Origin of the sequence: Legionella sp. km535 (genome assembly GCF_003990085.1) — a bacterium.
In the GTDB taxonomy this organism is placed as follows: domain Bacteria; phylum Pseudomonadota; class Gammaproteobacteria; order Legionellales; family Legionellaceae; genus Legionella; species Legionella moravica.
Genome location: NZ_RZGU01000016.1, coordinates 1 through 23,053, shown reverse-complemented (window position 1 = coordinate 23,053; position 23,053 = coordinate 1). Strand labels below are relative to the sequence as shown.

Here is a 23,053-nt window from a genome sequence, read left to right as displayed (position 1 = left end):
TATTTTGGAGATGTCATCTTCCGATATCTTCAAAAAGCGAATTACTCCAAACCCAAACCATAATGAATCACATCCAGAATCCCCTTGGTACAGATATGGCAAAAAGATTCGTGAGATTCCATAACACAATTCATTCCAGGTTTATGACTTAGCCCTTTTGAGCTAGGAGAGTCCGCGTATCCCCCTTGATAGGCTCCATAGACAGGAGGATTTGAGTTCCAATCACTGGAAGGTGTAGGAATGGCCACTTGCGGGCTTAGAAACTCACTCCATTTCAAAACCGAAAAAATGGGTTCTTTTAAAAAAGTAATATTTTGTGACCATGGTTCTTCCATATCCTCGGCAAACTCAAGCTCGGTACGGCCACCCCCTTCATACTCTTCATTAAGACCAAAAAAATGTCCAAATTCATGCAGTAAAATGTAAATAAAATACTTGGAGTTTCCCGCGGGCACGGCGGTATGTGACATATAATTCCCCACTCCCCAATAGCGGCTGCTGTTTACAAGAACTATAGGATAATCGTAAGGAGCAGAGGCAATTCCCTCACGAAATTTGTTTTCCCGTGTTGGGTACACAATATGATACCAACGTCCAAAATTATCCCAATACGGATAGTACAACCCTAAAAACGAATTGAATTCTGGAACGGGGGTACCCAGATCCTCTGCAGCACCCAATTTAACTTGAGAAGGATTATATACTGCATAAAAGTCCATAGAGTCAACACCAGGAAAATGAGCATCCAACAAAGCCTGAACCGCTTTAACAGAATGTCGCCAGAACAGGGATTTCTCTTCACGCCCATACCCTTCCGCATAAAGATTAACTCTTAAGGATGGATTCTTTTTTGCCCGAGCCAACTCTTTGATCTCCAACTCTTGAAACACCCTATCTGCACTCTTGAATTCGTCCGGACTAATGTTTTTTTCTACTACTTTTTCCATACGTCCTGACTGAGGGTTCTCGGCATACAACTCAAATATCATGGTTTCAGTTGGCAAGGGAAAACGCAAATTGATGGCTCTGGCAAGTTTTCTGTATTCTTTACCTGTTCCAATAGAATCATAATATAATGCTTCTCCGGTAGTGCTGTTTTTCAAAACACCCAGATAACTGCCCCACTTGGGTTTATGGGTGCTTCGAGCTAATAACGCAGGTGTTCCTGAAGCCTCTATTACTAATTCACTAACTGCATAGAGTTCATCTTCTCCCAGCCAATCTACCTGAATACGCAATACAGGAATTCCTGATTGTCCAGAAACTGATTTAAAAGAAGAGAGATTAAGCTCAGGATGAGTCAAATGAATATACCGGTTATCAGAGGGGACTTTATTCGGATCCCAATAGGGTTTTGCACATACGAATTGAGCACTGCACAATAAGCTAATAAAAATAAATAAACGCATAATAAGATGTACCTCCATGTATGTTAAACCAGTGCCCCAATGTAGAAGGCATTATGAACAATAAAAGCAATACATCAATTAGTGTGACTGATCCACAATCCAGGGAGGATTAGTTCCTAATAAAGTTTTTGGATCGAAACCAAGGGAGTTGATTCTATTCCATTCCAGTTCGAGAAATCCTGACTGGTCATGGAATGCGCGTTCCTCGCTAGTTCCACTAATCTGATAGCAATTATCAAAAGGACCATAAGTAGAGGGATTGCAAATGACTCCGTTTAACTCATTCTCATTTCCCATTTTATTGTACCATTCATCGACAAGCAGTGGTCTTTCAGGGTTTAACGCCGGATCCAGTATATAAATTGAACCCATGTAATTTACAGCTGTTGAAACATGATACCACCAACTAACGTAGCCATTAGGAGAATACTGTGTTTGAAGAAGTAACTCACCAAAAGCAAAAATTTTGGCCGGTTTGATTAATTGCTCCTTTTCAAGTTTTATAATGGATAGTGCCGCTCGTGCAAAGCAACCATCATCAGGATAAAGCCAGCTGATTCTTCGTTCAAAATCAGGATTGTTCTTTGTGAAAAGAAAGCGTGTATCACGAATGATTTTAAATAAAGTCATCATTTCATCATAAGCAACTACTGTCGGAACCAGACTGAAATCAATCTGCTTAATGGGAACCTTTTTTCCAATAGGCGTTTCTCTAGCTGTAACTGCTTTATCAGGAGCTTCAGGCATTGTACCCAGAACTCTTTTTAATGCCTGAACGTATGACTCATTAGGTAAACGCTTTGATGAATTATTCAGATCGGAAGGGCCAGAAAAAACCAGAAACGGAACAAACGTTAACAAATAAACGAGTACTCTCATAACAACTCCTATTCTTAGTTTGACATTGAAGATCGATGGCTTCAATACCGAGATCATCCTTGATCTTCTTAATAATTAACATGAAACATCGCAAAAAACTAGCAAGCGTTTAACAAAGCCCAGCTTCCAAATACACGTTTATTATCCAATATTCTCAGCGTTCGCTAAAATTGAATTGAACTTCTTTTGACCACGGGCATTCTAACAAAATTCGTTCATTTGATTTTTTATTGTACCAAAAGTGAGGGTGACCATCGACTTAATCACATAGAAAAATGGATATGGACTATTTTCGTTCCCTGGATGATATTTTGATTTTGTGTAAAACAAAAAGGCAGCATATCCATTGCAAACAACACATGATAGATGTTTTAAAAGAAAGAGGCTTACGCCTGGCCAGCAGAAAACGCTTACAGGCTCTACAGTAAGAGCCAGCTACGAACAACAGAAAACTGGATAGACCAGAAAGTACTTGTATGGTTTTTAAGCGCGTACTGCATGCAAAACCCCGCAGCCGGATTTGCTGCGGGGCTGCTTCAACGGGCTATAACAAAGCACAGGAGCAACGACTCAGCAGTTCAGGTGGTAAAATCGATACCAGACGCTCTCTGAGCTGGCGTAGCCTGGGAGCAGGCCCAAAGGGCCGTATCCCAGGGTTTCTTTTAAGTTGTAAATGGATTATTGCCATAAAATTAATGAAAAAGGTTGGTCTAAGTGAGTTTGGAGAGTAAATGAGTGGTGAACTTAAGCTGGCATAACAATGAAAACCTGGGATACGGCCCTTTGGGCCTACTCCCAGGCTACGCCGGCTACATTCCGCGGTCAAGGCCGCGGAAATTCGATTAGTAGATTCAGTTCCTCTTTCCCCTCCGCGCACTGATGTATCCCCACGAAATTTTTGTTTATTTAAGTTTAATTCAAATCAGCGTCTTTGCGAACGAAGTGAAGCAATCTAGTACAGGTGCTTCGTTAGGGTTCCGCACTAGATTGCTTCACTTCGTTCGCAAAGACGACATAAAGATCGAAAATATTCCGTGTAAAAATTCGTGGGGATACATCAGTCCGCGCAGCGGGTGGGGTTCAAGGGTGAGGAGGATCCAAGAGTATAGCGAAGCAACCTCATTTGACAAGGTCAAGGTACCCTCTCCCCTGAGCGTAGCGTGGGGGAAAGGGATGGGGATCTAAGAGTATTGCGAAGCAACCTCATTTAAGTACGCGGGGAGTTACTTTTTAATTAAAAATATTCTTTTTTTAACTAGAGTTTGCTGTGCTAACTCAGGTAAAATTGTGTATTCATTTTGAGGGGAAATATGATGTCACCAATTCTTGTTAGCATACTGATGGGTTCCAAATCAGATTGGACTATCATGGAAGAAACCAGCCGAATGTTAGAGCAATTAAATATTCCTCACGAGGCACGTGCCTTGTCTGCTCATAGAACTCCTGATGCTCTGTTTGAATACATCAAATCAGCAGAATCTCGAGGCGTTGAAGTATTCATAGCGGCAGCAGGCGGAGCGGCCCATTTACCCGGTGTTGTTGCAGCAAAAACCATACTTCCTGTTCTTGGGGTGCCCATGCCTTCATCAACCTTTACTAATGGTATGGATGCATTGCTGTCTATAGTTCAAATGCCTGCTGGAATTCCGGTTGGTACTCTTGCAGTAGGAAAGGCTGGAGCAATTAATGCCGCACTTCTTGCAGCACGTTTTCTTGGAAATAAATATCCAGAATACCAGATTGCAATTAAAAATTATCTGGAACAACAAGCTAAAACCGTGTTGGAACATTCTCAACTGAAAGGATGAAAATTTAGCATGTTGATCGCTAAATACCACCCGAATTATCGTTAATTTAATTTTTGGCTGGTATATTTTATATTACCAGCCCTTGCGTCGTGACATATCCTATGTCATGGATAATTCTGCTTATAATAAATCAGAATGCACATAATACTAATTAATCCCCTGGTTTAAATCTTATAAACAAATTTTGATCTAATTTTAAAGCCAAAAAATACCAGTGACTGTTTACGAGGCTTTAAGTTGCGATTATGTGCTTTTGAAATACATCTATTTAAAAACAGTAACAATTATGTTATTTTTTTGATAAATAGAAAAAAGCTTTATATTTCAATGAGTTCTCGTCTAAAATACAGTTACCTTCAATAGCAGGCAAACGATGTGATAGCATAATTCAAATGAATTTGGGCAATCCCACAATCACCCCCAGATTCATTAGGTGTAGCTTCACCTCAGTAAGCAAAATATAAGGACAGAACGCATGCAAAAAAAAAGAAAATACGTTGTATGGAACAAGTTATTCGCCTTCCTGTTGTCAGGGCTGGCGATCACTGCAGCACAAGGAGCAGCTCCTCTATGGACTATCCTGCCGGCCCAAGGAAGTAATCCCGTTCTAAGCGTTGCGGAAAATGGGACAGCCAACATACAATATGTGGTACAAAATCAGTCTAATAAACACCAAAGGCTGGTGATTCAGCCGCTACAAGGTATTGCTCAAACGACCCCCTGCCTGTTGGCTCCTAAAGGACAAACCGGCAGCAATTGCACGTTAAATCTGGCTATTACTGGCAGCGCACTGCCCAAAAACGGCATTCACGGCGGTCCACGATTATGCCGAGAAAACCTGAATGGCAGCCCGAATCTCAATCTATGTTACCGGCCAAGTCAAGCAGATTGTTTGAACATCAGCGTCTCACCACCAGTACCACCGATACCACCTATCGAAGCTACGATTACGGTAACGGGAGCCCCATTAATTATACTTCCAGCCACAATGACATTTACCGGAGCAATCTGGACATTAACCATCACCAATAACTCCACAAGCCGGACGGCTACTAACGTCTCTGCCACGCTCCCCCCCGACTGGGGTGATGTAACCCAAGATGCCTCCGATTGCACCAGTATTGCTCCGGGAGCGAGCTGCCAATTAACCTTCACCCCTGGTATTGCCATACACGAAGCCATCACTGCACCGGTTTCAGGAAGCAACACCAACAGCGTTAACATCAGTCTTGCAGTGGACTATCCCTGGATAACCAATGGAACGGTATACACTATTTTACCAGACCCTGCCAACAATATGATTTATATTGGCGGCACATTTACTTCTGTGGGACCAAACACCGGTTCTGGTGCCCCAATTGATGAGAACAGTGCTCAACCGCTAGCCAATTTCCCCCGTGTGAACAACGGTATTAGTGCCGTTATCTCAGACGGAATGGGTGGCTGGTATATCGGAGGGGGATTTACACAAGTTGGTGGTGTAACACGCAACCGAATCGCCCATATTTTGGCCGATCTCACCGTTGATCCCAATTTTAACCCCGACTCCGACGGCAACGTATATGCCTTAGCATTAAACGGCAGCACCGTCTATGCCGGGGGAACCTTCAGCAACATCGGCGGACAATCACGCAATAACATTGCTGCGCTGAATGCCAGCACCGGACTGGCTACATCATGGAACCCTGACGCCAACGACATCGTGAGGACGTTAGCTTCCAGCGGCAACATCATTTACGCAGGAGGAGCCTTCACCAACATCGGCGGCCAAGCCCGCAACTCTATTGCTGCCCTGGATACCAGCACTGGTCTGGCTGAACTATGGAACCCCAACGCCACAGGCGGCACCGTGAATGTTTTAGCCATTAGCGGCAGCACCGTCTATGCAGGTGGCTCCTTCACCTTCATCGGTGGCCAAACGCGCAACCGTATCGCAGCTCTTGATACAGGTACCGGTGCGGCTTCCACATGGAATCCCAACGCCGACAATCTTGTGATGTCCATAGCCATAAACGGCAGCACCGTCTATGCAGGTGGCTCCTTCACCTTCATCGGTGGCCAAACGCGCAATAGTATTGCTGCCCTTGATTCGTCAGGTACCGGTCCGGCTTTATCATGGAACCCCAATGCAAACAGCACTGTGCGCACCATAATTCCAGGCAACAGCACTGTCTATGTGGGTGGGGACTTCGCCAGCATCGGGGGCCAAACACGCAACTACATTGCTGCCCTTGATGCCAGCACCGGTCAGGCTGAGCCATGGAACCCAAACGCCAACAGCATAGTAACTGCCTTAGCTTTAAGCGGCAGCACTGTCTATGCGGGAGGGGGATTCACCAGCATAGGGGTCCAATCCAGAACAAACATTGCAGGGCTGAATGCCAGTACCGGGAAGGCGACATCATGGGCTCCCAATGCCAACAACACCGTGCGCGCCTTAATTCCAGGCAACAACACTGTCTATGCAGGGGGAGACTTCACCAACATTGGCGGCCAATCGCGAAACCGGATTGCCGCCTTGGATGTCGGTACCGGCCTGGCCACCCTTTGGAACCCAAACGCCAACAGCACAGTAAATGCCTTAGCTTTAAGCGGCAGCACTGTCTATGCGGGAGGGGGTTTCTCAAGCATCGGAGGTCAAACCCGCAACAACATTGCCGCGTTAGATGTCGACTCCGGTCTGGCTACCCCATGGGATCCTAATGCCAACAACGCAGTGAATGTCTTAGCCCTCAGTGGCAATACCGTTTACGCAGGAGGAGCGTTCACAAATATTGGTGGTCAAGCACGAAACCGGATCGCTGCTTTGGATGCCGATACCGGTGTTGCCACACTATGGAACCCTAACGCCAACAACAGTGTACTTGCCTTGGTCATTAGCGACAGCATCGCCTATGCAGGGGGGAATTTCACCAATATCGGGGGGCAAGCGCGCAACCGGATTGCCGCTCTGGATGTCGGTACTGGACTGGCTTCATCATGGGACCCCAATCCCAACAGCGCCGTGTATGCTTTAACTTTAAGCAACGGCACCCTCTATGCAGGAGGGAATTTCACCAGCATCGGTGGCCAATTTCGTAACAGAATTGCCGCTTTGGACGCAAGCAATGGCTGGGCAAGGCCATGGAACCCTAACTCCAATTCCCTCGTATATGCCTTAGCCATTAGCGGCAGCACTGTCTATGCAGGAGGAGCATTTAAGAGCATGAACAATGATCCAACACCAAACTTTGCAGTATTACCAAAATAAAATGGTTGCCCGCCTGTGCGGGCATGACCGCTTTTTTGTCATGTACAGAGATTCAATAAGCTCAATCTATTACCCATATTGAGATGCAATGATTTGGATGGCTTCTACCAAAGCGATACCTTCTAAATGTTGCACTCTCTCCTTCAAAGAATGCGAAGTATCGTTTTCAAATACCGGACATTTTTTTTGGAGTAGAATAGGCCCTTCATCGACTTCCCTGGTTACATAATGAATCGTACATCCTGTTTCCCTGACTCCTGCCTGAATGACGGCTTGATGTACCTCCAAATCCATTTTTCCTGCAAAAGCAGGTAATAGCGATGGATGAACATTGATTATTCTGTTCTCCCAGAGTGTTACAAATTCTTCCGATAAAATACGCATGTAGCCGATTAACACGACCAGGTCCACCTTGTGCTGCTGCAAGGTACGACTAATGAGCCTGTCGTATTGCACTCGGTTCAATCCTTCCAGGCTTAAATACTCAGTATGCAAACCCTTGTTTTCGGCACGTTCAAGAATAATAGCCTTCGGTTTATTACTGATCACCACTTCAATAGTCGCAGACAGTTTATGCTGGTTTATTGCATCAATGATGGGTAATAGATTGGTGCCCCTTGTCGAACCCAGTATTCCTAATCGAATCATAATGAGCGCAGCTTACGCATGGCCTCAATGCGCTTATTAACTAAAGAATTGGTTCCAATGTCCTTACGATGAAACAACGGTCCTTTTACTTGCGACAACTCCTGTTCAGCAATGCGCTCGGCTTCAGGAAGAGTATCAGACACTCCGACATAAGCCGCAGTTCGAGAACCAGTAGCGTAGAGCAGACCGTTCTCTTCATGAACTCCAGCTAAAAACAAGTAATGGTCATTAACAACAGCCGAAACATCAATTTCAACATCACGAAGGGAATGATCAGGATAACCTTCAGGTACGGCATATTTGCATACCGTAGCTTGGGGAGAAAACAGAACCTGTTCTGAGTGTAATGTTCCCTTAACCATGGCAGTGCACAAATCAACAAAATCAGATTCCAAAATGCTCAACACATTAAGCGATTCAGGATCCCCAAACCGGGCATTAAATTCTATAACTGAAACGCCTGTAGCTGTTGCAATAAAGCCCCCATAGATGATTCCAATATAGCGCTCTTTTGTTTCAGCCATTAATGCCTTTACAACACTTTGGTTTATTTTAAAGGCTTGTTCAACATCAGAACGATTCAGAAAGGGTAAACGATGATCTGCGGCAGTATAGCTCCCCATCCCCCCTGTATTCGGTCCTTTATCCCCTTCAAATGCCCGTTTATTATCCTGGATTAGAGGCATGGGTAATAAAGAAATTCCATCTGAAAAGCACATGAACGAAAATTCCTGCCCTATCAATTTTTCCTCTATCACCAAGGACTGGCCTTGAGCAAAAATTTCCCTGCAAAAATCAAGCGCTTCAGCAAATGAATGAAGATGGTCCCCAGCGACCTTAACCCCCTTCCCTGCCATTAAGCCATTCGCTTTCACTACATATTGGTTGTCACCTAACTCAGCTAAAAACTCAGAAATCCCCTCTGAATTTGAAAATAGTTTATATCTGGGTAAACCCGAAATATGGTATTTTTGCATTAAATCTCTGGCAAAACCTTTACTGGTCTCTATCTGCGCCAATGCTTTTTTTGGTCCTACGACTGGAATACCTGAATTCCATAAAATATCAGCTAGCCCGCGTTCTAACGGTGCTTCGGGACCAATAATCGCCCAATCAATCTGCCAGTGTTTCGCCTGTTCATGAATTTGCTTGATATCAGTAATATCACCAAGCCAAAATCTCTGTGAGAGCTCTTTTATCCCGGGATTATTTGAAGAACCGCAACAAAATAATGCAGGCTTATGCTTCGAGCGATATAACGCCTTTGCAATGGCATGTTCGCGTGCACCAGAACCAATAATAAGAACATTCATTACGATATTTCTCCTATTTCAGTTTCAATGCCATTTTCTTTAATTCTCTTTTTTTCAAGAAATTTTATTTTATCTTCGGAGATATTCCCGCAAATGTACTTGCCATCCATACACGCCATACAGGGGTGACTCATATGATGCATGCCTCGACGAGTTACCGCTTCTTCCAAATCGTCCTGACTCTGGTACAAGAGTTTATCAACCCCCAAAAACGCTCTAATTTCTTCTTCACTTTTATGAGCCGCAATCAATTTTTTTCGTGAAGGAATATCTATACCATAAAAACATGGATTTTTTATTGGCGGGCAAGTAGATACAAAATAAATTTCCAAAGCCCCAAACTCACGGATCATTTTGACTATTTCGCGAGAGGTAGTTCCTCGTACTATGCTGTCATCCACAATAAGAACTTTCTTATTATTAATCTCTGTTTTCTGCGGTGTTAATTTATATCGTACCTGACGAGAGCGTGACTCCTGGTTTGGCATAATAAACGTTCTGCCAATAAAGGGATTTTTATACAAGCCTTCGGAATATCGAATTCCAAGCTCATTAGCAAAAGCCAGCGCTGCAGTATTTGCGGTGGAGGGGGCAGGTATCACAACATCAGGAATCGTACCAGGATAGTGCTCTTTCCATCTTTTTGCCAAATTTTGTCCCATGCGTAATCGTGACCTATAAACACTAACGTCATCAAGAGTAGCATCGGGTCTGGCAAAATAAACGTATTCAAAAATACATGGAGTGAATTTTTTATCAGTCAGAACCCGACGATACATTTGACCCTGATTATTTACATAAGCTACTTCACCCGCTTTAATATCACCTTTAGGTTCAAAGCCCAATGCATAAAAAGAAGTGGTTTCTGATGCAAAAATATAATCTTTAGTACCATCCTCCCGTTCACGCTCCCCCCAAACCAAAGGACGAATTCCATGAGGATCCCTGAAAGCAACTAATCCTTTTCCTATGACCAGGCTGACTACCGAATAAGAGCCCTCTACTCGCTTATAAATAGTATTTACCGCCTGGCACAATAAATTGAAAAACTGGTCTTCATCATTATCGGAATAAGAACCTACTGCTAAATTGTCAGCTAAAAGTAATAATAATGCTTCTGAATCCAGACTTGAATTTAAATGGCGATGTTGTTTGCCACAAATATCATCGACCAGTTCTTGATAATTCACCAGATTGCCATTATGAGCCAGAGCGATACCTCTGGGGCTGCCTATCCATAAAGGTTGTATATCGGCTTCACTATAACCACCGGCGGTAGGGTATCGGGCATGCGCAATGCCTACATTACCTTTCAGGCGGTGAAGATCCTCTAAATCAATAGATTCTCTGACCAAACCTGAACCATGCTTCGGGTAAAATCGATCATCGCAGGTCAGTATGCCACAGGCATCCTGACCTCTATGCTGGAGATGAATGAGGCTATCATAGAGTTCAGCAGCAACGGGTTCATGACTGTAAATACCAACAATTCCACACATAAGTCTTTTCCCTTCTGATAGAAACATTCAGACCGAGCGATAACGCATCACGTCAAGGACACTAACCCAACCATCGTTCTATATTGTTGATGATTCTCTGATGCACCGGTCCAGGATTTTGCTCATACACAAAATCCTCCTGAGTAATCATTTCATAAAGCTGAATGTACCGCTCAGCAAGAGTAACAATGAGTTCCTCTGGAGCTTTGGGCAACTCCTTATCATTATAAGGATCACAATGATCAACAAACCATAAGCGCAGAAATTCTTTATCTATATTTTCAGGTTCCTTTCCTGCCTCAAATCGCTCTCGATAGCTGGAAGACAACCAATAACGACTTGAATCAGGAGTATGAATTTCATCGACAAGAACAATATTCCCTTCCTGATCACGGCCAAATTCGTATTTAGTGTCAACCAAAATGAGACCATGTTGAGCCGCGACTTCCATTCCATGCTGGAACAGTTTCAAAGCATAAGAACTGGCTTCATCCCAATCCTCTTGAGTCATCCAGCCTTCCGTAACGATCTCTGCGGGACTTATTGGACGATCATGCTCGGTTTCTTTGGTCGTTGGAGTAAGTATCGGAATAGGTAGTTTTTGATTTTTCTGTAATCCTTCAGGAAAAGATAAACCACAATATTCACGAACTCCCTTTTGATATTGGGTCCATAAAGAAGTGCTTGTTGTGCCAGAGATAAACCCTCTGACTACAAATTCAATGGGAAAAACCTTACATTTTTTAGCAATGACCACATTGGGATCGGGAACTGCGATTAAATGATTAGGAACAATAGATTGAGTATTTTTAAACCACCAAACGGAGGTTAAATTTAATACCTGGCCTTTATAGGGAACTGAGGCCAATAAGCGATCAAAAGCACTTTGACGATCAGTAGTCACAAGAATCAATTTATCCCCAATGTCGTAGGTATCACGAACTTTACCCTGGTATTTTGTACCAAAATTAAAATTCGTTTCAGTTAAACAATAGGGTAATGCAGCAATTATGGCACTTTTATCAGGAGTTTTTATATTCATAGCAGTCATGGGCACATGGATTAAAAATAATATTTGAATTGAAAATCAATTCCTTAAGGTCGGCAATCTTATCGTGCTCAGTTTCAAACATCCACAGAATGCCGTGCTGTATCTCTTGAACTCCATCAAGGGAAAAATGGTCCAAAAGCATTTGTTTTTTTTGCTGTCCTACTACATCATCTTTAGGTTGAACTAATAGAGCAAAACTTGAAGCTCTGGATACCTGTTCAGGTTCAATCAAATATTCTTTACGAGTATTGTACAAGACACCCGTTTGCTTGATTTGTTCAACTACTTCCGAAGATTGGCACTGAATTTGCCAATGAACGATCCTGCTGACCCGTACTGGTAAACCCGATTGCTCTAAAGTATTTTGTACCGTTAATGCATGATTATCGGTAATAATATACTGTACCAACAATTCATATCCTGACTTGTTTTGGGAATATGGACTTATTTTTATTGGCAGAGGAACGTAGGACAGCTCACTGAAACTCCAATCTTTATGCTCAAGAATGAAGTCTTTCATCGATAAAAAAATAGCATCTCCGGCTGATGTCCGTTCAGGATGAGGCATCATCGCCATCACATTTCCGGACTTGTTCATCACAGCTGCGGTATTAAGTACCGAACCATTAGGATTGATCGGAAAATTATCAATCACGTTACCCTTCTCATCACAATACTGAAATACATTCAGTCCCTCAGCAACAAGTTCCTTTAATAATGGTGCTGGAATGACAAATCGACCCTCAGCATGGGCTATGGGTACGGATAATATGGACTGTTCTTTCAAATGACGTGTAAAGGCATTATTGGGTGAATGAGTGGATGGGCGGATGTGTATCCAGTCATTATAAAAACCCGTTCCCAATATCTTCCCATCAAGAATACGCCGGTTTTCAGTAAGAGCCATTCCTGGCTGATTATTTTTTAATCCAGGTACCATGCCTGTTTCGACTAAAATTTGAGCGCCATTGCATATTCCCAAAACCGGTTTACTCAATTCACTCTGGATACGAATTTCCTTCATTACAGGATCCAGAGCAGCGATGATTCCAGCACGAGAGCGATCTTCATAAGAAAAGCCCCCCACTATCACATATCCTTCCATCTCTCGTAATGTCGCAGGTGATTCATTCCACAAAAATTCTATGGGTATCATCCCTGCCCGCTTCACAGCCAGTATGGTTTCACGTTCGCAATTGGATCCAGGAAATTGAACTATTGCTATCTTCATCAGATTAGTCTCACACCAGAGGTACCGGATATCACATTACCTATCTCGAACAGTGGAAAATCAGGATAAGTTTTTAATACAGCACGCATTTCATCCACTGCATCCTGGGCTACTATCATCACCAGACCTACCCCCATATTAAAAGTTCGATACAATTCCTGTTCATCCAGTTGTCCTAAAGATTTTAATACGTTAAAAACGGGTAAAACCGGGCATTTATTTTTCTGAATTTCTACCGCACAGTGAACAGGCAAGATCCTTGGAATATTCTCCAATACACCACCACCGCTGATATGAGCCATACCTTTAATATTAATTTTTTGATCCAGCATATGAAGTACAGGCTTGGTATAATTGATGTGAGGAACTAATAATGCTTCACCAACAGTCTGCTCCAATTCAGGAATTTTTGAGTCAACGGTATATCCACCTAAGTCAAAAAATAATTTCCTAGCCAATGAGTAGCCGTTGGTATGCAATCCACTGGAAGAAAAAGCCACTACTACATCCCCAGGAACAATATCAGTTCCGAGAACAGCCGCTTCTTTTTCAACAACGCCGGTAATGATGCCGACCAAATCATGTTCACCTTTTAAATAGGTATCAGGCATTTCTGCCGTTTCGCCGCCAACCAGAGCAATCCCATTTTCCAGGCAGGCTTTAGTCATGCCAATAATAATTTCTTCAATATTTTCAGGCTTTAAATGATCTGTCGCAATGTAATCCAAAAGAGTTAGAGGTTTAGCACCAAGGACAATGATGTCATTTGTAGTAGCACTTACCAAATCAATTCCAATGGTATCAAATTTTTGCATCATTCGGGCGACTATCATTTTGGTGCCAACCCCATCGATACTTTGGACCATGATGGGATGTTGATAATGCTCCATCAAAGGCTTTAAATCATACATTGCTCCAAAGCTACCTATACCTGTTAACACCTGTGAGGAAAAGGTCTTTTCTACATTACGCTTGATTCGTCTAACTGCTTCGTTACCCGCTTCAATATCCACACCAGCAGTTTTATAATTGATAGTAGTCATTACAGTAATCTCTCTCTAAGACCATGTTCCCAGGCGTGTTTAGCATCATTCACGGACAGATTAATTTCTGAGTTTATACAGATGTAAGGTTTCTCCATGGAATGGCCTATAGTCCAGTAAGATACAGAGTAGGCATTTAAAATCGCATCGATTTGTGTAATATGTTCCGGAGCAACTTCCAAAATAAAGCCCCCAGTCTCGGAAAATAATAGTTTTTCAACAGGCAAAGAGCCTGGTATCACCACGTCTATCCCAATTAAATTCTTAAAGCTCATTTCCGCCAATGCAACGGCAACGCCTCCTTCGGAAATGTCATGAGCAGATAAAACCAATCCTTGCTGGATGGCTTCTGCGACCGCCTGAATCTCACCAGAAATGGTCTTTAAATCAGGTTGAGGGATTTTAGTCCCCAGTTGATTAAACAATTGATAATAGACACTTCCACCGCACTCATCTTTTCGTTCACCAACTAAAAGAAGCATGCTATTAGATTTTTTTAAATCAAACGTAATTGACTGATCCACATCTGGCATGGTTCCTAAACAGCTGATCATCGGGCTAGGTGGTATCGATCCTTTAGAAGATTCATTGTATAGGGAAACATTTCCGGCAATAACAGGTAAAGTGGAATCGGGATATTCTTTTAACTTAATGGCAGCACAAGCATCCACAATACCACGTACTGAATCAACAAACTCACCCATCTGCTCTGGTTTTTCGGGATTACCAAAGCACAGGCAATCGGTGAGTGCTACCGGATCAGCACCTACCGCAGTAATGTTGCGCACAGACTCAATAACCGCGTTTACCGCACCCCAATAAGCATCAATTTTATTATAACGAGGATTATGATCCAAAGATAAAGCGATTCCTGTTTTGCGAATTTCCTCAGGGTATTTCTCTTCATTAAAAGGCTGCATAACACCGGCATCAGCCCAACCTGCCTCGATAAAAGTGCGACCCTGCACTTGTTTGTCATAAGTTTCAAATACAGGTGCTCTTGAGGCGATATTTTCATGAGCTAATAAGGATAATAAAATCTGATTAAAATTCGTGGGCTCAGGCAGAACGGGTTCGGTATGTTCCTGCTTTCTGGAAACAAAAGGTCTGTTGTATACAATGCCTTTTGTCACATCAGGCACGTTTGCCCGGACTAACTCCTTCCCATGAAAATTCACAACATAGAGACCATCAGTTCGGATTCTTCCAACAACTGCAGCACAAGCACCATTAGAAACTTTGGGTAGCGCAAAGGTTTCGTTGTAATGATTCAAAACCGTATCAACAAGTTCTGGAGGAACAACCCACATAAAACGCTCTTGAGTTTCAGAACATAAAATAACGGAGGGCGGCAATCCAGACATGCCTGTTGGCACTTTTTCCAAATCAATTTCAGCACCATAAGATCCACCAGCTTCAGCCAGTTCAATACTGGCACAAGCAACGCCTCCAGCACCTAAATCCTTAAAACCAACTTTATTAATGAGATTTTTTTCTCTCAATAGATCAAATAAAGCATAATTCGCTTTCAGTATATGGCGTTGCAAAAATGCATTCGGTTCCTGCACTGCCCCCTTGTTTTTCTCGCGAGAATCCTCTTCCAGTGTTGTTGAAGCAAAACTGGCTCCTCCAAATCCACTATTATCAGTAGGTTTTCCCACCAGTATAAAAACATAATCATCGGCATGTTCTGGGGCATAGGAATGGATAATATGATCTTCTCTGACTACTCCCAAAGTGACCACAGTAACAAGACAATTCTCATTGTATCCCGCATCGTAATACACATCACCAGCAATATTGGGTATACCTAATGGATTTCCGTAGCCTGCAATGCCAGCCACCACACCATCCTGAATCCAATGGGTATGAGAACGATTGATGTCACCAAACCTTAAACTATCGGCTACAGCAATAACTTCGCCCCCCATACAGCAGACATCCCGCACATTACCACCAACTCCAGTGGCAGCGCCTTCATAGGGCACAATCTGAGAAGGATGATTATGAGATTCATGACTGATAATAATCCCATAACGATGACCTTGATTATCACGTGCTATGGATACAATACCGGCATCTTCCTTTGCACCAAGGATTACATTGGGAGCATCGGTCACAAACTGTTTTAAATGAACTCGACTGCTTTTATAGGAACAATGTTCTGAACCCTGAATGGACCATAAAACACATTCAGCCAGGCTGGGTGCTCTTTTAAGAAATTCATTCTGAATGGTTAAGGCTTCATCAACAGAAAGGTTAAGGTTATGGTCACGAAGAGTTAGCGCAATGTCATCGCGAGTTAAGATGGAAAAATCAAGAGTTTCAGTAGGCTTTTGCATGAATTCCTTAGACAACAAAGTATTAACCTATGAAGGATTAGTCTGACTAATCGCTCCCCCAGTAATCAAACTGATAAAGTCTCTTTATTTGCCCCCAGAAAAACAATACTGTTCTATTGATCTCGGAATTTGAGCGTATTGTATCGGTTTAACCGGGGTTGAAGCAATCCATATTTAAGATTTTTTGGAACTATTTTTTACCCATTCAACTAATGACCCATTCAATCTGTTTTTTTAAATCAATGGGTATTTCAGACAACTCCTCAAGGTCATAATCCATATAAGGATTACCTTCAGGATGTTTGTCTGAATGTTTTTTTATCTGCGCATCACGTGCTTTATGCAGCCATTCAATCTGAGGTGAAAACAGGTGCAGCATTCCTTCAAGCCATTTATCAAGAACCTGCCAATAGGGATCATCAGACAAGGTCATTTTATAGCGTTTCAGGAAATACGAAATGTGTTCTGCATCATACCAGATTTCAGAAGTCACCCATCGATTCACGGTGAAAAGCCGTATCGGTAATCCAAACTGGTTCATTCCTATTGCAACCAGATGAGTCATTGGATTATCAATATACCGGTCCCAATCAGATAAGGCTGCTGGCTTAATTCGTTTAGGTATGTGCTTGTATCGGATGAAACAATGAAAATGCCCATGTTCCGTACTTTCATAATTCTCTCTGTGGCAATGATAAAAATATTGAGAACCTGTTGCATGATCAATTCGATCACCCTTAGGGTAATGGCTCATACGCTCATGCTTGCGCTTCTTTCTGAGCGTGTAATGAAGGATGTTTTTTCCTTTTGGTGTAATCATTTGCTGTTGGGCTTCAAGAACCTGGGTTGCATAACCCAAAAATACGTTCTTTCTCCATTTACTTAACTGGGGCAATACAAAATCAGAATCCGTTGTCATATTCATTACTACATTAAAGAAAGAGGTAGTAAAAACTACCTCTTTGTGGGAACAAACTAATTATTAGTCACCACTGCAACCGCCACAACCTTTGCAACCTTGACAGCCTTTGCAACCTTTGCAACCTTGACAACCTTTGCAGCCTTTGCAACCAGTGCAAGTAGCAGCAGAAGGAGTAGATGTATCATCAGCATATGCTACAGACACCATAGGAGCTGAAGATAAAGCAGTTAACAGTGCAGCTACAGCCATTGTTGATTTTTTCATAATATTACTTCCTTGATAGTTAAAGGTTTTTATTTTGACCCACTAAGATATTAGCAAACAAATCAATAATTTTCTTCTTTTTTTGATAAAATTTTTTGTTTAATTAATAATTAATTTGATTGCTTTTGGAGCCGCGCGTTTTTTTAAGGCTTGACTGTGTTATTAAATACAAAACAGTCACGCTAAGTTCACATGACTTCAGGATGCTTACTCCATTATTAAACCTGGATTTCGCCAGGATAATTGTCACCACGCTCTAATGGGATAATTCATTTTTTGATAGCTTAAGAATTATTTTATCGAGTAGCCGTGTACTGAATATTCGTTTCAAAACAATAAATAAATAGGCAGGAAAAGTAACGGGATATTTAGGTTTCGGATGCTTTGCTTCAATGGCATGAATCAGTTTCTTAATAACGGCATCTGGTTTTTTGGTAAAAATTGAATCGGCTTTATTTTGCTTGTAACTCGTTAACATCACTTCATATTGATTTTTAAAGAAACTATTATTTATATCAATATGTTGCAAGCTTCTATCCACTGCATTATCTCTGAATCGACTGTCGATGGGTCCTGGTTCAATACAGATTACGTCGATGCCCGAGGATTTCAGTTCCAATCGCAGCGTATCACTCAACCCTTCAACAGCATATTTCGAAGCATTATAAGCACCACGCATAGGCATGCTGATAATGCCCAGTATTGAGCTTATATTAATGATTCGTCCGCTGCCCTGCTTTCTCATTACCGGCACTGCCAGATTGGTAAGTTCCAACAACCCAAAAACATTCGTCTCAAACTGTTGGCGAATGACCGATCGACTGATATCCTCAAGAGCACCTGCCTGGCCATAGCCTGCGTTATTAATTAACACATCCAGCCGACCTGAAGTAAGTTTTAATAATTCTGAGAATGCATTTGTGATTGAGGATGATTCACTGACATCCATAAGAAGAGCTTCGACACCCTCCTCAATCAGTCGAGCCACATCCTCACTTTTACGGCATGATGCAATCACTCGATGCCCTCTTTTTTGAAGGGCAAATACAGTCTCATACCCTATTCCACTTGAACATCCAGTAATAAAAATGATTTTTTCTGGCATGCTGATCATCCTTAATTTCCAATGAAGTTATGCTACTCTCCTTAGCCCGGAAAAGAAATACTCATGAGTTCGATAAGGAATTACTTTCCACGAGTTTCAACTGCCTTATATTAATGCTCAATTAACGAACCAAGTGAACTAAAGTGGTCTATAATTTTACTAAAATAATAATGAAAAGGCGAAAGCAATGGATACTCATATCAGGCTTACATCCTTCTCTGGAGCAAAGGCAGCAGCTATTTTAACTCTTTCTATGTCATTATTTTATTGCAGTATTGCACATGCTGACTTAAGTTCTTCAAAACTACAAGGCACTCAATTAGCGTATTTTATTGGATATCATAGTTACAGCAGAAATCCTGTAGTAATCAAGGCAGTACCTGTTCAGCCGATACGAGGTACTTATTGGACAAGGTGGAAATACATTGGCTTTAGTTGCTATCAAAGTTGCTTAATCGATACATGGACCGGCCTCAATCTTCAATGCAGAAGGCGTTGCTAACAGTCCATCAATTGATCCCAACCTGCCGAGACGTGTTACCTGGAAGGTAAACAACTTGGTGTTAAAGTCTCTTTCCAGTATTGTTCTGCTGACTTCCCTTTTCTATTCCAGAACGATGGTAATAAGGAATGAGAATACAACCTGGAAGGAGCAATGTCTTGAGATCGTGCTGGCCCACTGGTGACGATACCCATTGTACGTTCAAGATTGTGTTTATTGAAACGAAAACGAATCCGATTATACGTTTTCTCGAGATATGAAGGCAAAGATTTAACTCTATAATTTTGTTCTTTTGTTATTGAATTTAATAACCCAGTGCGCTGCTCTATTTGTTCACACAAAATTTTGTGATTATTTCTCAAATTTTTGGGTATTCTTTTGTTTTCTCGTAACAAACTGATTAAATAACGATTCTCTTGATTCAAATCATTGGGAATATGTTCATGCTTCCCAACTAATTTAACGAGGGTCTTAAAATCATCAGGATCGATTTCATTTTGCAGTCGATGAATTTCCTTACGCACCTCTTTTTTTCTATGGTTCAATAGAAAATCTTGCTCTCTGATGTGAACAATGGACTCATTGATCACCGCTATTGCATGATATGAAAATATTAACGGAGAAAAATCAGTTTCATTGCTATGTGTTTTAATAAAGTTTCTTAAAGCAAAGTGATTTTTATTGGGTGAATTTAATTGGCATAACTCATGATAATTTTTTTGAACACTTTGCGGTAAACTGCTAACCAGATTAGGGCTTGCAATCAATTGCAAATTAGTAAAAACCAGCATAAAACCCTCATAACAATGACGCCTTAAAAGGACATCCGAAACTTCTATCCATCTCCTGAAGGCATTCAATTTTGCATCGGGTCGTGCATGATGTTGCAGTATGTCCTGTTTAAGAAAAAACTCCAATTCGTTTCTTAGTTCAAAATAATTACATTGGTTATAGCTCGATTTATTTTTGGATTCAAACCCTCTTGGATCTCTGAAATCGTCCAGACTCAATTTGTAAAATACATCCCTTAATTTAAAATCAATCACTGATGCATAGTCAGTTACAATTTTATTTTCGATATAACTGTAGATCACTTGATTTTTTTTAGAACTGGCTATTGATTTTTGGACTGATTTATCGGCTAACACGGTGTCAATCTGTTCCGAGCTAATCGGATTAGACAGAAACAGAAAATTACCATTCCGATTCAACCAATCTTGAAATTTATTAATGCGCATTGTTGTAAACTCCCTTTAACAACATAAACACGTTCTTATAAACTTTTTGCATCATGCAAAATAGTCAATTAATCCTTTGGGTACTTGTTTTTTAAGTGGGGTGATTAAGGCCCCATCTTCAATCCCCTGTATCGCTTCTTCTTTTACAAAACCACTGGGATTTTGATCTGATTGGTGCGGATTCCTATCCATACCAACATTGACCTCAGCCAAATCCAGCCCTTGGTTCGCCATCATCTCTCTTAACCGAGGCAAGGCCTGATCCACAACATCTCGTGCATGACTGCTATGACTGATGATGTTTACAGATGCAGAATCCTTCACCACTTTAATATTAATTTCCAATGGTCCCAGATCTTCAGGATTTAATTTGATTAAGGCACTTTTAACTCCATGCTGCCCTAACCAAACAATATGATCTGAAAATTTATCTGCCCATTGAGCATCACTTAAGGGCAATGATATGTCAATATGTTTTGTTTTATTGGCATCTGTCAAATAATTGGAGAATTGATTATTGATTAATTCAGATTGTGAAGTCATCTGTGGATTGTTATTCAATGCTGAATATTCTGGTTGAATCGTTTGATCCATAATGAGCTTTCCATTGCTTGATTTATTCACTAGTGTCTCAATGGATAGATTTTTAACGTCATGAATCAAACGCTCGTTACCATCTTTTGATGAATCCTGGTCAGTCAGTTGTGCGTCACTATTCTCATCAGAAAGTAAATCAGTCTGCACATTTTGATCACTTACGTGCATCAATCCCAAACGCCCATTGCTTTTACCATCCAAAGGCTGTTCGGTGTTTTCTGCCTCGGAAGCAAGGTTCATCGCTGACATCGAAGTCGCAGGCAGTGGTGGCTCAAACTGATCGGAGTCTATCCAGGTAAGAGCAATGTTGGAATCCAGTCTTTCAGTTGGCGCCGTCGAAATTTTGACTGTCTCAGTCAATTGATCATTCTGTGGAAGAATCTGACTGATATCGGTCATAACAACCTGATCCTTAGCACTTGTGGAGGCGGCATCTACTGCATCTGCTTTAGCCTCATTCGCTTTCTCATTAATTAAATCTGTATTTTTAGAATCGCTTTCTTCTGAAAGGCCATCCTTTTTTAATGAATCATTTAACAACAGCTCGGTAAACAACAATACAAAGGCACCAGGATCAATTGCAGCATCGTTGAGCAGATCATCATTTTGGTCGCTTTTAGTATCCGGAAATTCAGCTGATACTATCTGTTCCTGACCAGCTCCATTAGCATCAGAAAACTTAAACGAATTAAGAATAAGGTTATTCAGATCAATCATAGTGACACTCCTTGTCTCATGAATAATTAAATAGCAATATTCATACCAAATGCAAACATTACGATAAAATAATCAAAGTACTGTTAAGTAATATTTCCTCGGTGTAAATCTGTACAGAGACATCTATTGCAGCAAAACAACACATGGTAGCCTTCGTCCATAAATTGATTATGAGTATTTACCCATGAATGGATTTTTATTTTCTCCGGTCATCACCAGAGATGAAGTTAACCAAAAAATTAATCGAGCAATCCACTTGCTGGATGACATTCTTTCCAAAGAAAAAGAACTGTTTCTGAGTGAACTGAGGAATAGAATAAGTGATTTTGAAAAAGAACTTGCAAATGATGAGATCTCTTTTGATGAAAAAGAGCAAATACTAATCCAATACAACCGATTTGCCCGAACATTAGTTCATTGTATGAAATCACCCGATAGTGCATCCGACTCAATTAATTACTATCATCGATTTAAATATTATCCAGTAGGAATTGAAGACACGATGAAACCGAGTCTTTTACTTCAGAATTCATCCATTGCCCTTTTAGGAATCGGTGTTGCATTATTGGCAGCGTCAATACCCGCGTTTTTATTCAATCCGGCTATTGGCTCTATAGCACTTTCGATAGCAATTACAATGCTGTTTCCAAGTTGCTTTTATTTAATGACTCCCGAATCACCTGATACAACCAGAAAGAAATCTGAAGAAAAACACATATTTCAACAGGCGGCTCAACTCATGAAGCCTGAACTCACATTTAATGATGAATTCGATACTCCAGAATCCTCATCGCCAATCTATGCTTCATAAATTACGGAATCAACCACTCGAATTTCCGCGGCCTCGACCGCAATATCCAGCACTCGAATTTCCGCGGCTGTGACCGCGGAATCCACAAAATGTAACCTGCTTGCAAGAGACAATTAAGTAGACTGGTTGCTCGAAACCAGAATTTGATGCACCAACTATAAGCTTAGATTGAGTAGCTTGAGAAACCATGATCCTGTTTGCGAGCAAAGAGGCTACAACTCCTGGATCCCGCGGTCTTAGCCGCGGGTATTCGGTTGAGAAGAGAGCAAACACAGCACCCCGAATATCCCGACTTCGAACGCAAAATCCACCACTCGAATTTCCGCGGCTGTGACCGCGGAATCCACAAAATGTAACCTGCTTGCAAGAGACAATTAAGTAGACTGGTTGCTCGAAACCAGAATTTGATGCACCAACTATAAGC

Annotated in this window: 20 protein-coding genes; 6 read left to right on the top strand and 14 right to left on the bottom strand. The window is 41.6% G+C overall.

The annotated features are described in order from the left end of the window. Nucleotides 1-41: 41 nt before the first annotated feature. Both ELY21_RS10425 and ELY21_RS10420 read right to left on the bottom strand, forming a co-directional pair. The gene (locus ELY21_RS10425) at nt 42-1,409 is read right to left on the bottom strand and encodes a M64 family metallopeptidase (RefSeq protein ID WP_127109280.1); all 1,368 of its coding nucleotides are present in this window, start codon (nt 1,407-1,409) and stop codon (nt 42-44) included. 78 nt (nt 1,410-1,487) lie between these two features. After that, nucleotides 1,488-2,288 (bottom strand): protein-glutamine glutaminase family protein, encoded by an 801-nt coding sequence (locus ELY21_RS10420; RefSeq protein WP_127109278.1) that lies wholly within the window; start codon nt 2,286-2,288, stop codon nt 1,488-1,490. Nucleotides 2,289-2,569: 281 nt separating this feature from the next. Between ELY21_RS10420 and ELY21_RS15620 the strand changes: the two genes are divergently transcribed. The 4 genes from ELY21_RS15620 to ELY21_RS10405 all read left to right on the top strand — a co-directional run bounded on the left by ELY21_RS15620 (nt 2,570) and on the right by ELY21_RS10405 (nt 7,346). Then, nucleotides 2,570-2,716 (top strand): hypothetical protein, encoded by a 147-nt coding sequence (locus ELY21_RS15620; RefSeq protein WP_158618549.1) that lies wholly within the window; start codon nt 2,570-2,572, stop codon nt 2,714-2,716. 48 nt (nt 2,717-2,764) lie between these two features. Then, on the top strand, nt 2,765-3,019 hold the full coding sequence (locus ELY21_RS10415; RefSeq protein WP_127109276.1) for a hypothetical protein: 255 nt from the start codon (nt 2,765-2,767) through the stop codon (nt 3,017-3,019). A gap of 582 nt (nt 3,020-3,601) precedes the next feature. Then, nucleotides 3,602-4,096, top strand: a complete 495-nt coding sequence (purE, locus tag ELY21_RS10410) for a 5-(carboxyamino)imidazole ribonucleotide mutase (RefSeq protein WP_127109375.1) — start codon at nt 3,602-3,604, stop codon at nt 4,094-4,096. Between the two features lie 475 nt (nt 4,097-4,571). After that, entirely contained in the window at nt 4,572-7,346 is a 2,775-nt protein-coding gene (locus tag ELY21_RS10405) for a hypothetical protein (RefSeq protein WP_127109274.1), read from the top strand. A 69-nt stretch (nt 7,347-7,415) separates the two neighbouring features. Here ELY21_RS10405 and purN read toward each other — a convergent pair whose 3' ends face one another. From purN to ELY21_RS10355, 10 genes are all read right to left on the bottom strand, one after another. After that, nucleotides 7,416-7,994: a phosphoribosylglycinamide formyltransferase gene (gene purN, locus ELY21_RS10400; protein WP_127109272.1), complete on the bottom strand. Its 579-nt coding sequence runs from the start codon at nt 7,992-7,994 to the stop codon at nt 7,416-7,418. Next, complete coding sequence (gene purD, locus ELY21_RS10395; protein ID WP_127109270.1) at nt 7,991-9,307, bottom strand: phosphoribosylamine--glycine ligase; 1,317 nt, start codon at nt 9,305-9,307, stop codon at nt 7,991-7,993. The genes purN and purD overlap by 4 nt, the downstream gene beginning before the upstream one ends. Further along, on the bottom strand, nt 9,307-10,806 hold the full coding sequence (purF, locus tag ELY21_RS10390) for an amidophosphoribosyltransferase (RefSeq protein ID WP_127109268.1): 1,500 nt from the start codon (nt 10,804-10,806) through the stop codon (nt 9,307-9,309). Before purF ends, purD begins: the two co-directional genes overlap by 1 nt. A 61-nt stretch (nt 10,807-10,867) precedes the next feature. Further along, complete coding sequence (locus tag ELY21_RS10385; protein WP_199741694.1) at nt 10,868-11,848, bottom strand: phosphoribosylaminoimidazolesuccinocarboxamide synthase; 981 nt, start codon at nt 11,846-11,848, stop codon at nt 10,868-10,870. Continuing rightward, nucleotides 11,829-13,088: a phosphoribosylformylglycinamidine synthase I gene (gene purQ, locus ELY21_RS10380; RefSeq protein WP_127109264.1), complete on the bottom strand. Its 1,260-nt coding sequence runs from the start codon at nt 13,086-13,088 to the stop codon at nt 11,829-11,831. Before purQ ends, ELY21_RS10385 begins: the two co-directional genes overlap by 20 nt. After that, entirely contained in the window at nt 13,088-14,131 is a 1,044-nt protein-coding gene (gene purM / locus ELY21_RS10375; protein ID WP_127109262.1) for a phosphoribosylformylglycinamidine cyclo-ligase, read from the bottom strand. Before purM ends, purQ begins: the two co-directional genes overlap by 1 nt. After that, nucleotides 14,131-16,473, bottom strand: a complete 2,343-nt coding sequence (gene purL, locus ELY21_RS10370; RefSeq protein WP_127109260.1) for a phosphoribosylformylglycinamidine synthase subunit PurL — start codon at nt 16,471-16,473, stop codon at nt 14,131-14,133. The genes purM and purL overlap by 1 nt, the downstream gene beginning before the upstream one ends. 205 nt (nt 16,474-16,678) lie before the next feature. After that, nucleotides 16,679-17,392, bottom strand: coding sequence for a hypothetical protein (locus ELY21_RS10365; RefSeq protein WP_127109373.1), 714 nt, complete (start codon nt 17,390-17,392; stop codon nt 16,679-16,681). A 63-nt stretch (nt 17,393-17,455) separates the two neighbouring features. Then, nucleotides 17,456-17,659: a hypothetical protein gene (locus tag ELY21_RS10360; protein WP_127109257.1), complete on the bottom strand. Its 204-nt coding sequence runs from the start codon at nt 17,657-17,659 to the stop codon at nt 17,456-17,458. A gap of 256 nt (nt 17,660-17,915) precedes the next feature. After that, complete coding sequence (locus ELY21_RS10355; RefSeq protein WP_127109255.1) at nt 17,916-18,764, bottom strand: SDR family NAD(P)-dependent oxidoreductase; 849 nt, start codon at nt 18,762-18,764, stop codon at nt 17,916-17,918. Nucleotides 18,765-18,951: 187 nt separating this feature from the next. Between ELY21_RS10355 and ELY21_RS10350 the strand changes: the two genes are divergently transcribed. Continuing rightward, nucleotides 18,952-19,266 carry a hypothetical protein gene (locus tag ELY21_RS10350; RefSeq protein ID WP_127109253.1) on the top strand — a complete coding sequence of 105 codons (315 nt, stop codon included), beginning with the start codon at nt 18,952-18,954 and terminating at the stop codon, nt 19,264-19,266. 35 nt (nt 19,267-19,301) lie between these two features. Here ELY21_RS10350 and ELY21_RS10345 read toward each other — a convergent pair whose 3' ends face one another. Both ELY21_RS10345 and ELY21_RS10340 read right to left on the bottom strand, forming a co-directional pair. Beyond that, on the bottom strand, nt 19,302-20,504 hold the full coding sequence (locus ELY21_RS10345) for a RasGEF domain-containing protein (RefSeq protein WP_127109251.1): 1,203 nt from the start codon (nt 20,502-20,504) through the stop codon (nt 19,302-19,304). A gap of 51 nt (nt 20,505-20,555) precedes the next feature. After that, nucleotides 20,556-21,818: a flagellar hook-length control protein FliK gene (locus ELY21_RS10340; RefSeq protein WP_127109249.1), complete on the bottom strand. Its 1,263-nt coding sequence runs from the start codon at nt 21,816-21,818 to the stop codon at nt 20,556-20,558. A 184-nt stretch (nt 21,819-22,002) separates the two neighbouring features. Between ELY21_RS10340 and ELY21_RS10335 the strand changes: the two genes are divergently transcribed. Next, complete coding sequence (locus tag ELY21_RS10335) at nt 22,003-22,629, top strand: hypothetical protein (protein ID WP_127109247.1); 627 nt, start codon at nt 22,003-22,005, stop codon at nt 22,627-22,629. The last annotated feature ends 424 nt before the right edge of the window (nt 22,630-23,053 follow it).

Bases quoted from the DNA above. Each gene is read 5' to 3' on its own strand.
- ELY21_RS10425 (WP_127109280.1), bottom strand. From the start codon at position 1,409: ATGCGTTTATTTATTTTTATTAGCTTATTGTGCAGTGCTCAATTCGTA.
- ELY21_RS10420 (WP_127109278.1), bottom strand. From the start codon at position 2,288: ATGAGAGTACTCGTTTATTTGTTAACGTTTGTTCCGTTTCTGGTTTTT.
- ELY21_RS15620 (WP_158618549.1), top strand. From the start codon at position 2,570: ATGGACTATTTTCGTTCCCTGGATGATATTTTGATTTTGTGTAAAACA.
- ELY21_RS10415 (WP_127109276.1), top strand. From the start codon at position 2,765: ATGGTTTTTAAGCGCGTACTGCATGCAAAACCCCGCAGCCGGATTTGC.
- purE (WP_127109375.1), top strand. From the start codon at position 3,602: ATGTCACCAATTCTTGTTAGCATACTGATGGGTTCCAAATCAGATTGG.
- ELY21_RS10405 (WP_127109274.1), top strand. From the start codon at position 4,572: ATGCAAAAAAAAAGAAAATACGTTGTATGGAACAAGTTATTCGCCTTC.
- purN (WP_127109272.1), bottom strand. From the start codon at position 7,994: ATGATTCGATTAGGAATACTGGGTTCGACAAGGGGCACCAATCTATTA.
- purD (WP_127109270.1), bottom strand. From the start codon at position 9,307: ATGAATGTTCTTATTATTGGTTCTGGTGCACGCGAACATGCCATTGCA.
- purF (WP_127109268.1), bottom strand. From the start codon at position 10,806: ATGTGTGGAATTGTTGGTATTTACAGTCATGAACCCGTTGCTGCTGAA.
- ELY21_RS10385 (WP_199741694.1), bottom strand. From the start codon at position 11,848: ATGAATATAAAAACTCCTGATAAAAGTGCCATAATTGCTGCATTACCC.
- purQ (WP_127109264.1), bottom strand. From the start codon at position 13,088: ATGAAGATAGCAATAGTTCAATTTCCTGGATCCAATTGCGAACGTGAA.
- purM (WP_127109262.1), bottom strand. From the start codon at position 14,131: ATGACTACTATCAATTATAAAACTGCTGGTGTGGATATTGAAGCGGGT.
- purL (WP_127109260.1), bottom strand. From the start codon at position 16,473: ATGCAAAAGCCTACTGAAACTCTTGATTTTTCCATCTTAACTCGCGAT.
- ELY21_RS10365 (WP_127109373.1), bottom strand. From the start codon at position 17,392: ATGACAACGGATTCTGATTTTGTATTGCCCCAGTTAAGTAAATGGAGA.
- ELY21_RS10360 (WP_127109257.1), bottom strand. From the start codon at position 17,659: ATGAAAAAATCAACAATGGCTGTAGCTGCACTGTTAACTGCTTTATCT.
- ELY21_RS10355 (WP_127109255.1), bottom strand. From the start codon at position 18,764: ATGCCAGAAAAAATCATTTTTATTACTGGATGTTCAAGTGGAATAGGG.
- ELY21_RS10350 (WP_127109253.1), top strand. From the start codon at position 18,952: ATGGATACTCATATCAGGCTTACATCCTTCTCTGGAGCAAAGGCAGCA.
- ELY21_RS10345 (WP_127109251.1), bottom strand. From the start codon at position 20,504: ATGCGCATTAATAAATTTCAAGATTGGTTGAATCGGAATGGTAATTTT.
- ELY21_RS10340 (WP_127109249.1), bottom strand. From the start codon at position 21,818: ATGATTGATCTGAATAACCTTATTCTTAATTCGTTTAAGTTTTCTGAT.
- ELY21_RS10335 (WP_127109247.1), top strand. From the start codon at position 22,003: ATGAATGGATTTTTATTTTCTCCGGTCATCACCAGAGATGAAGTTAAC.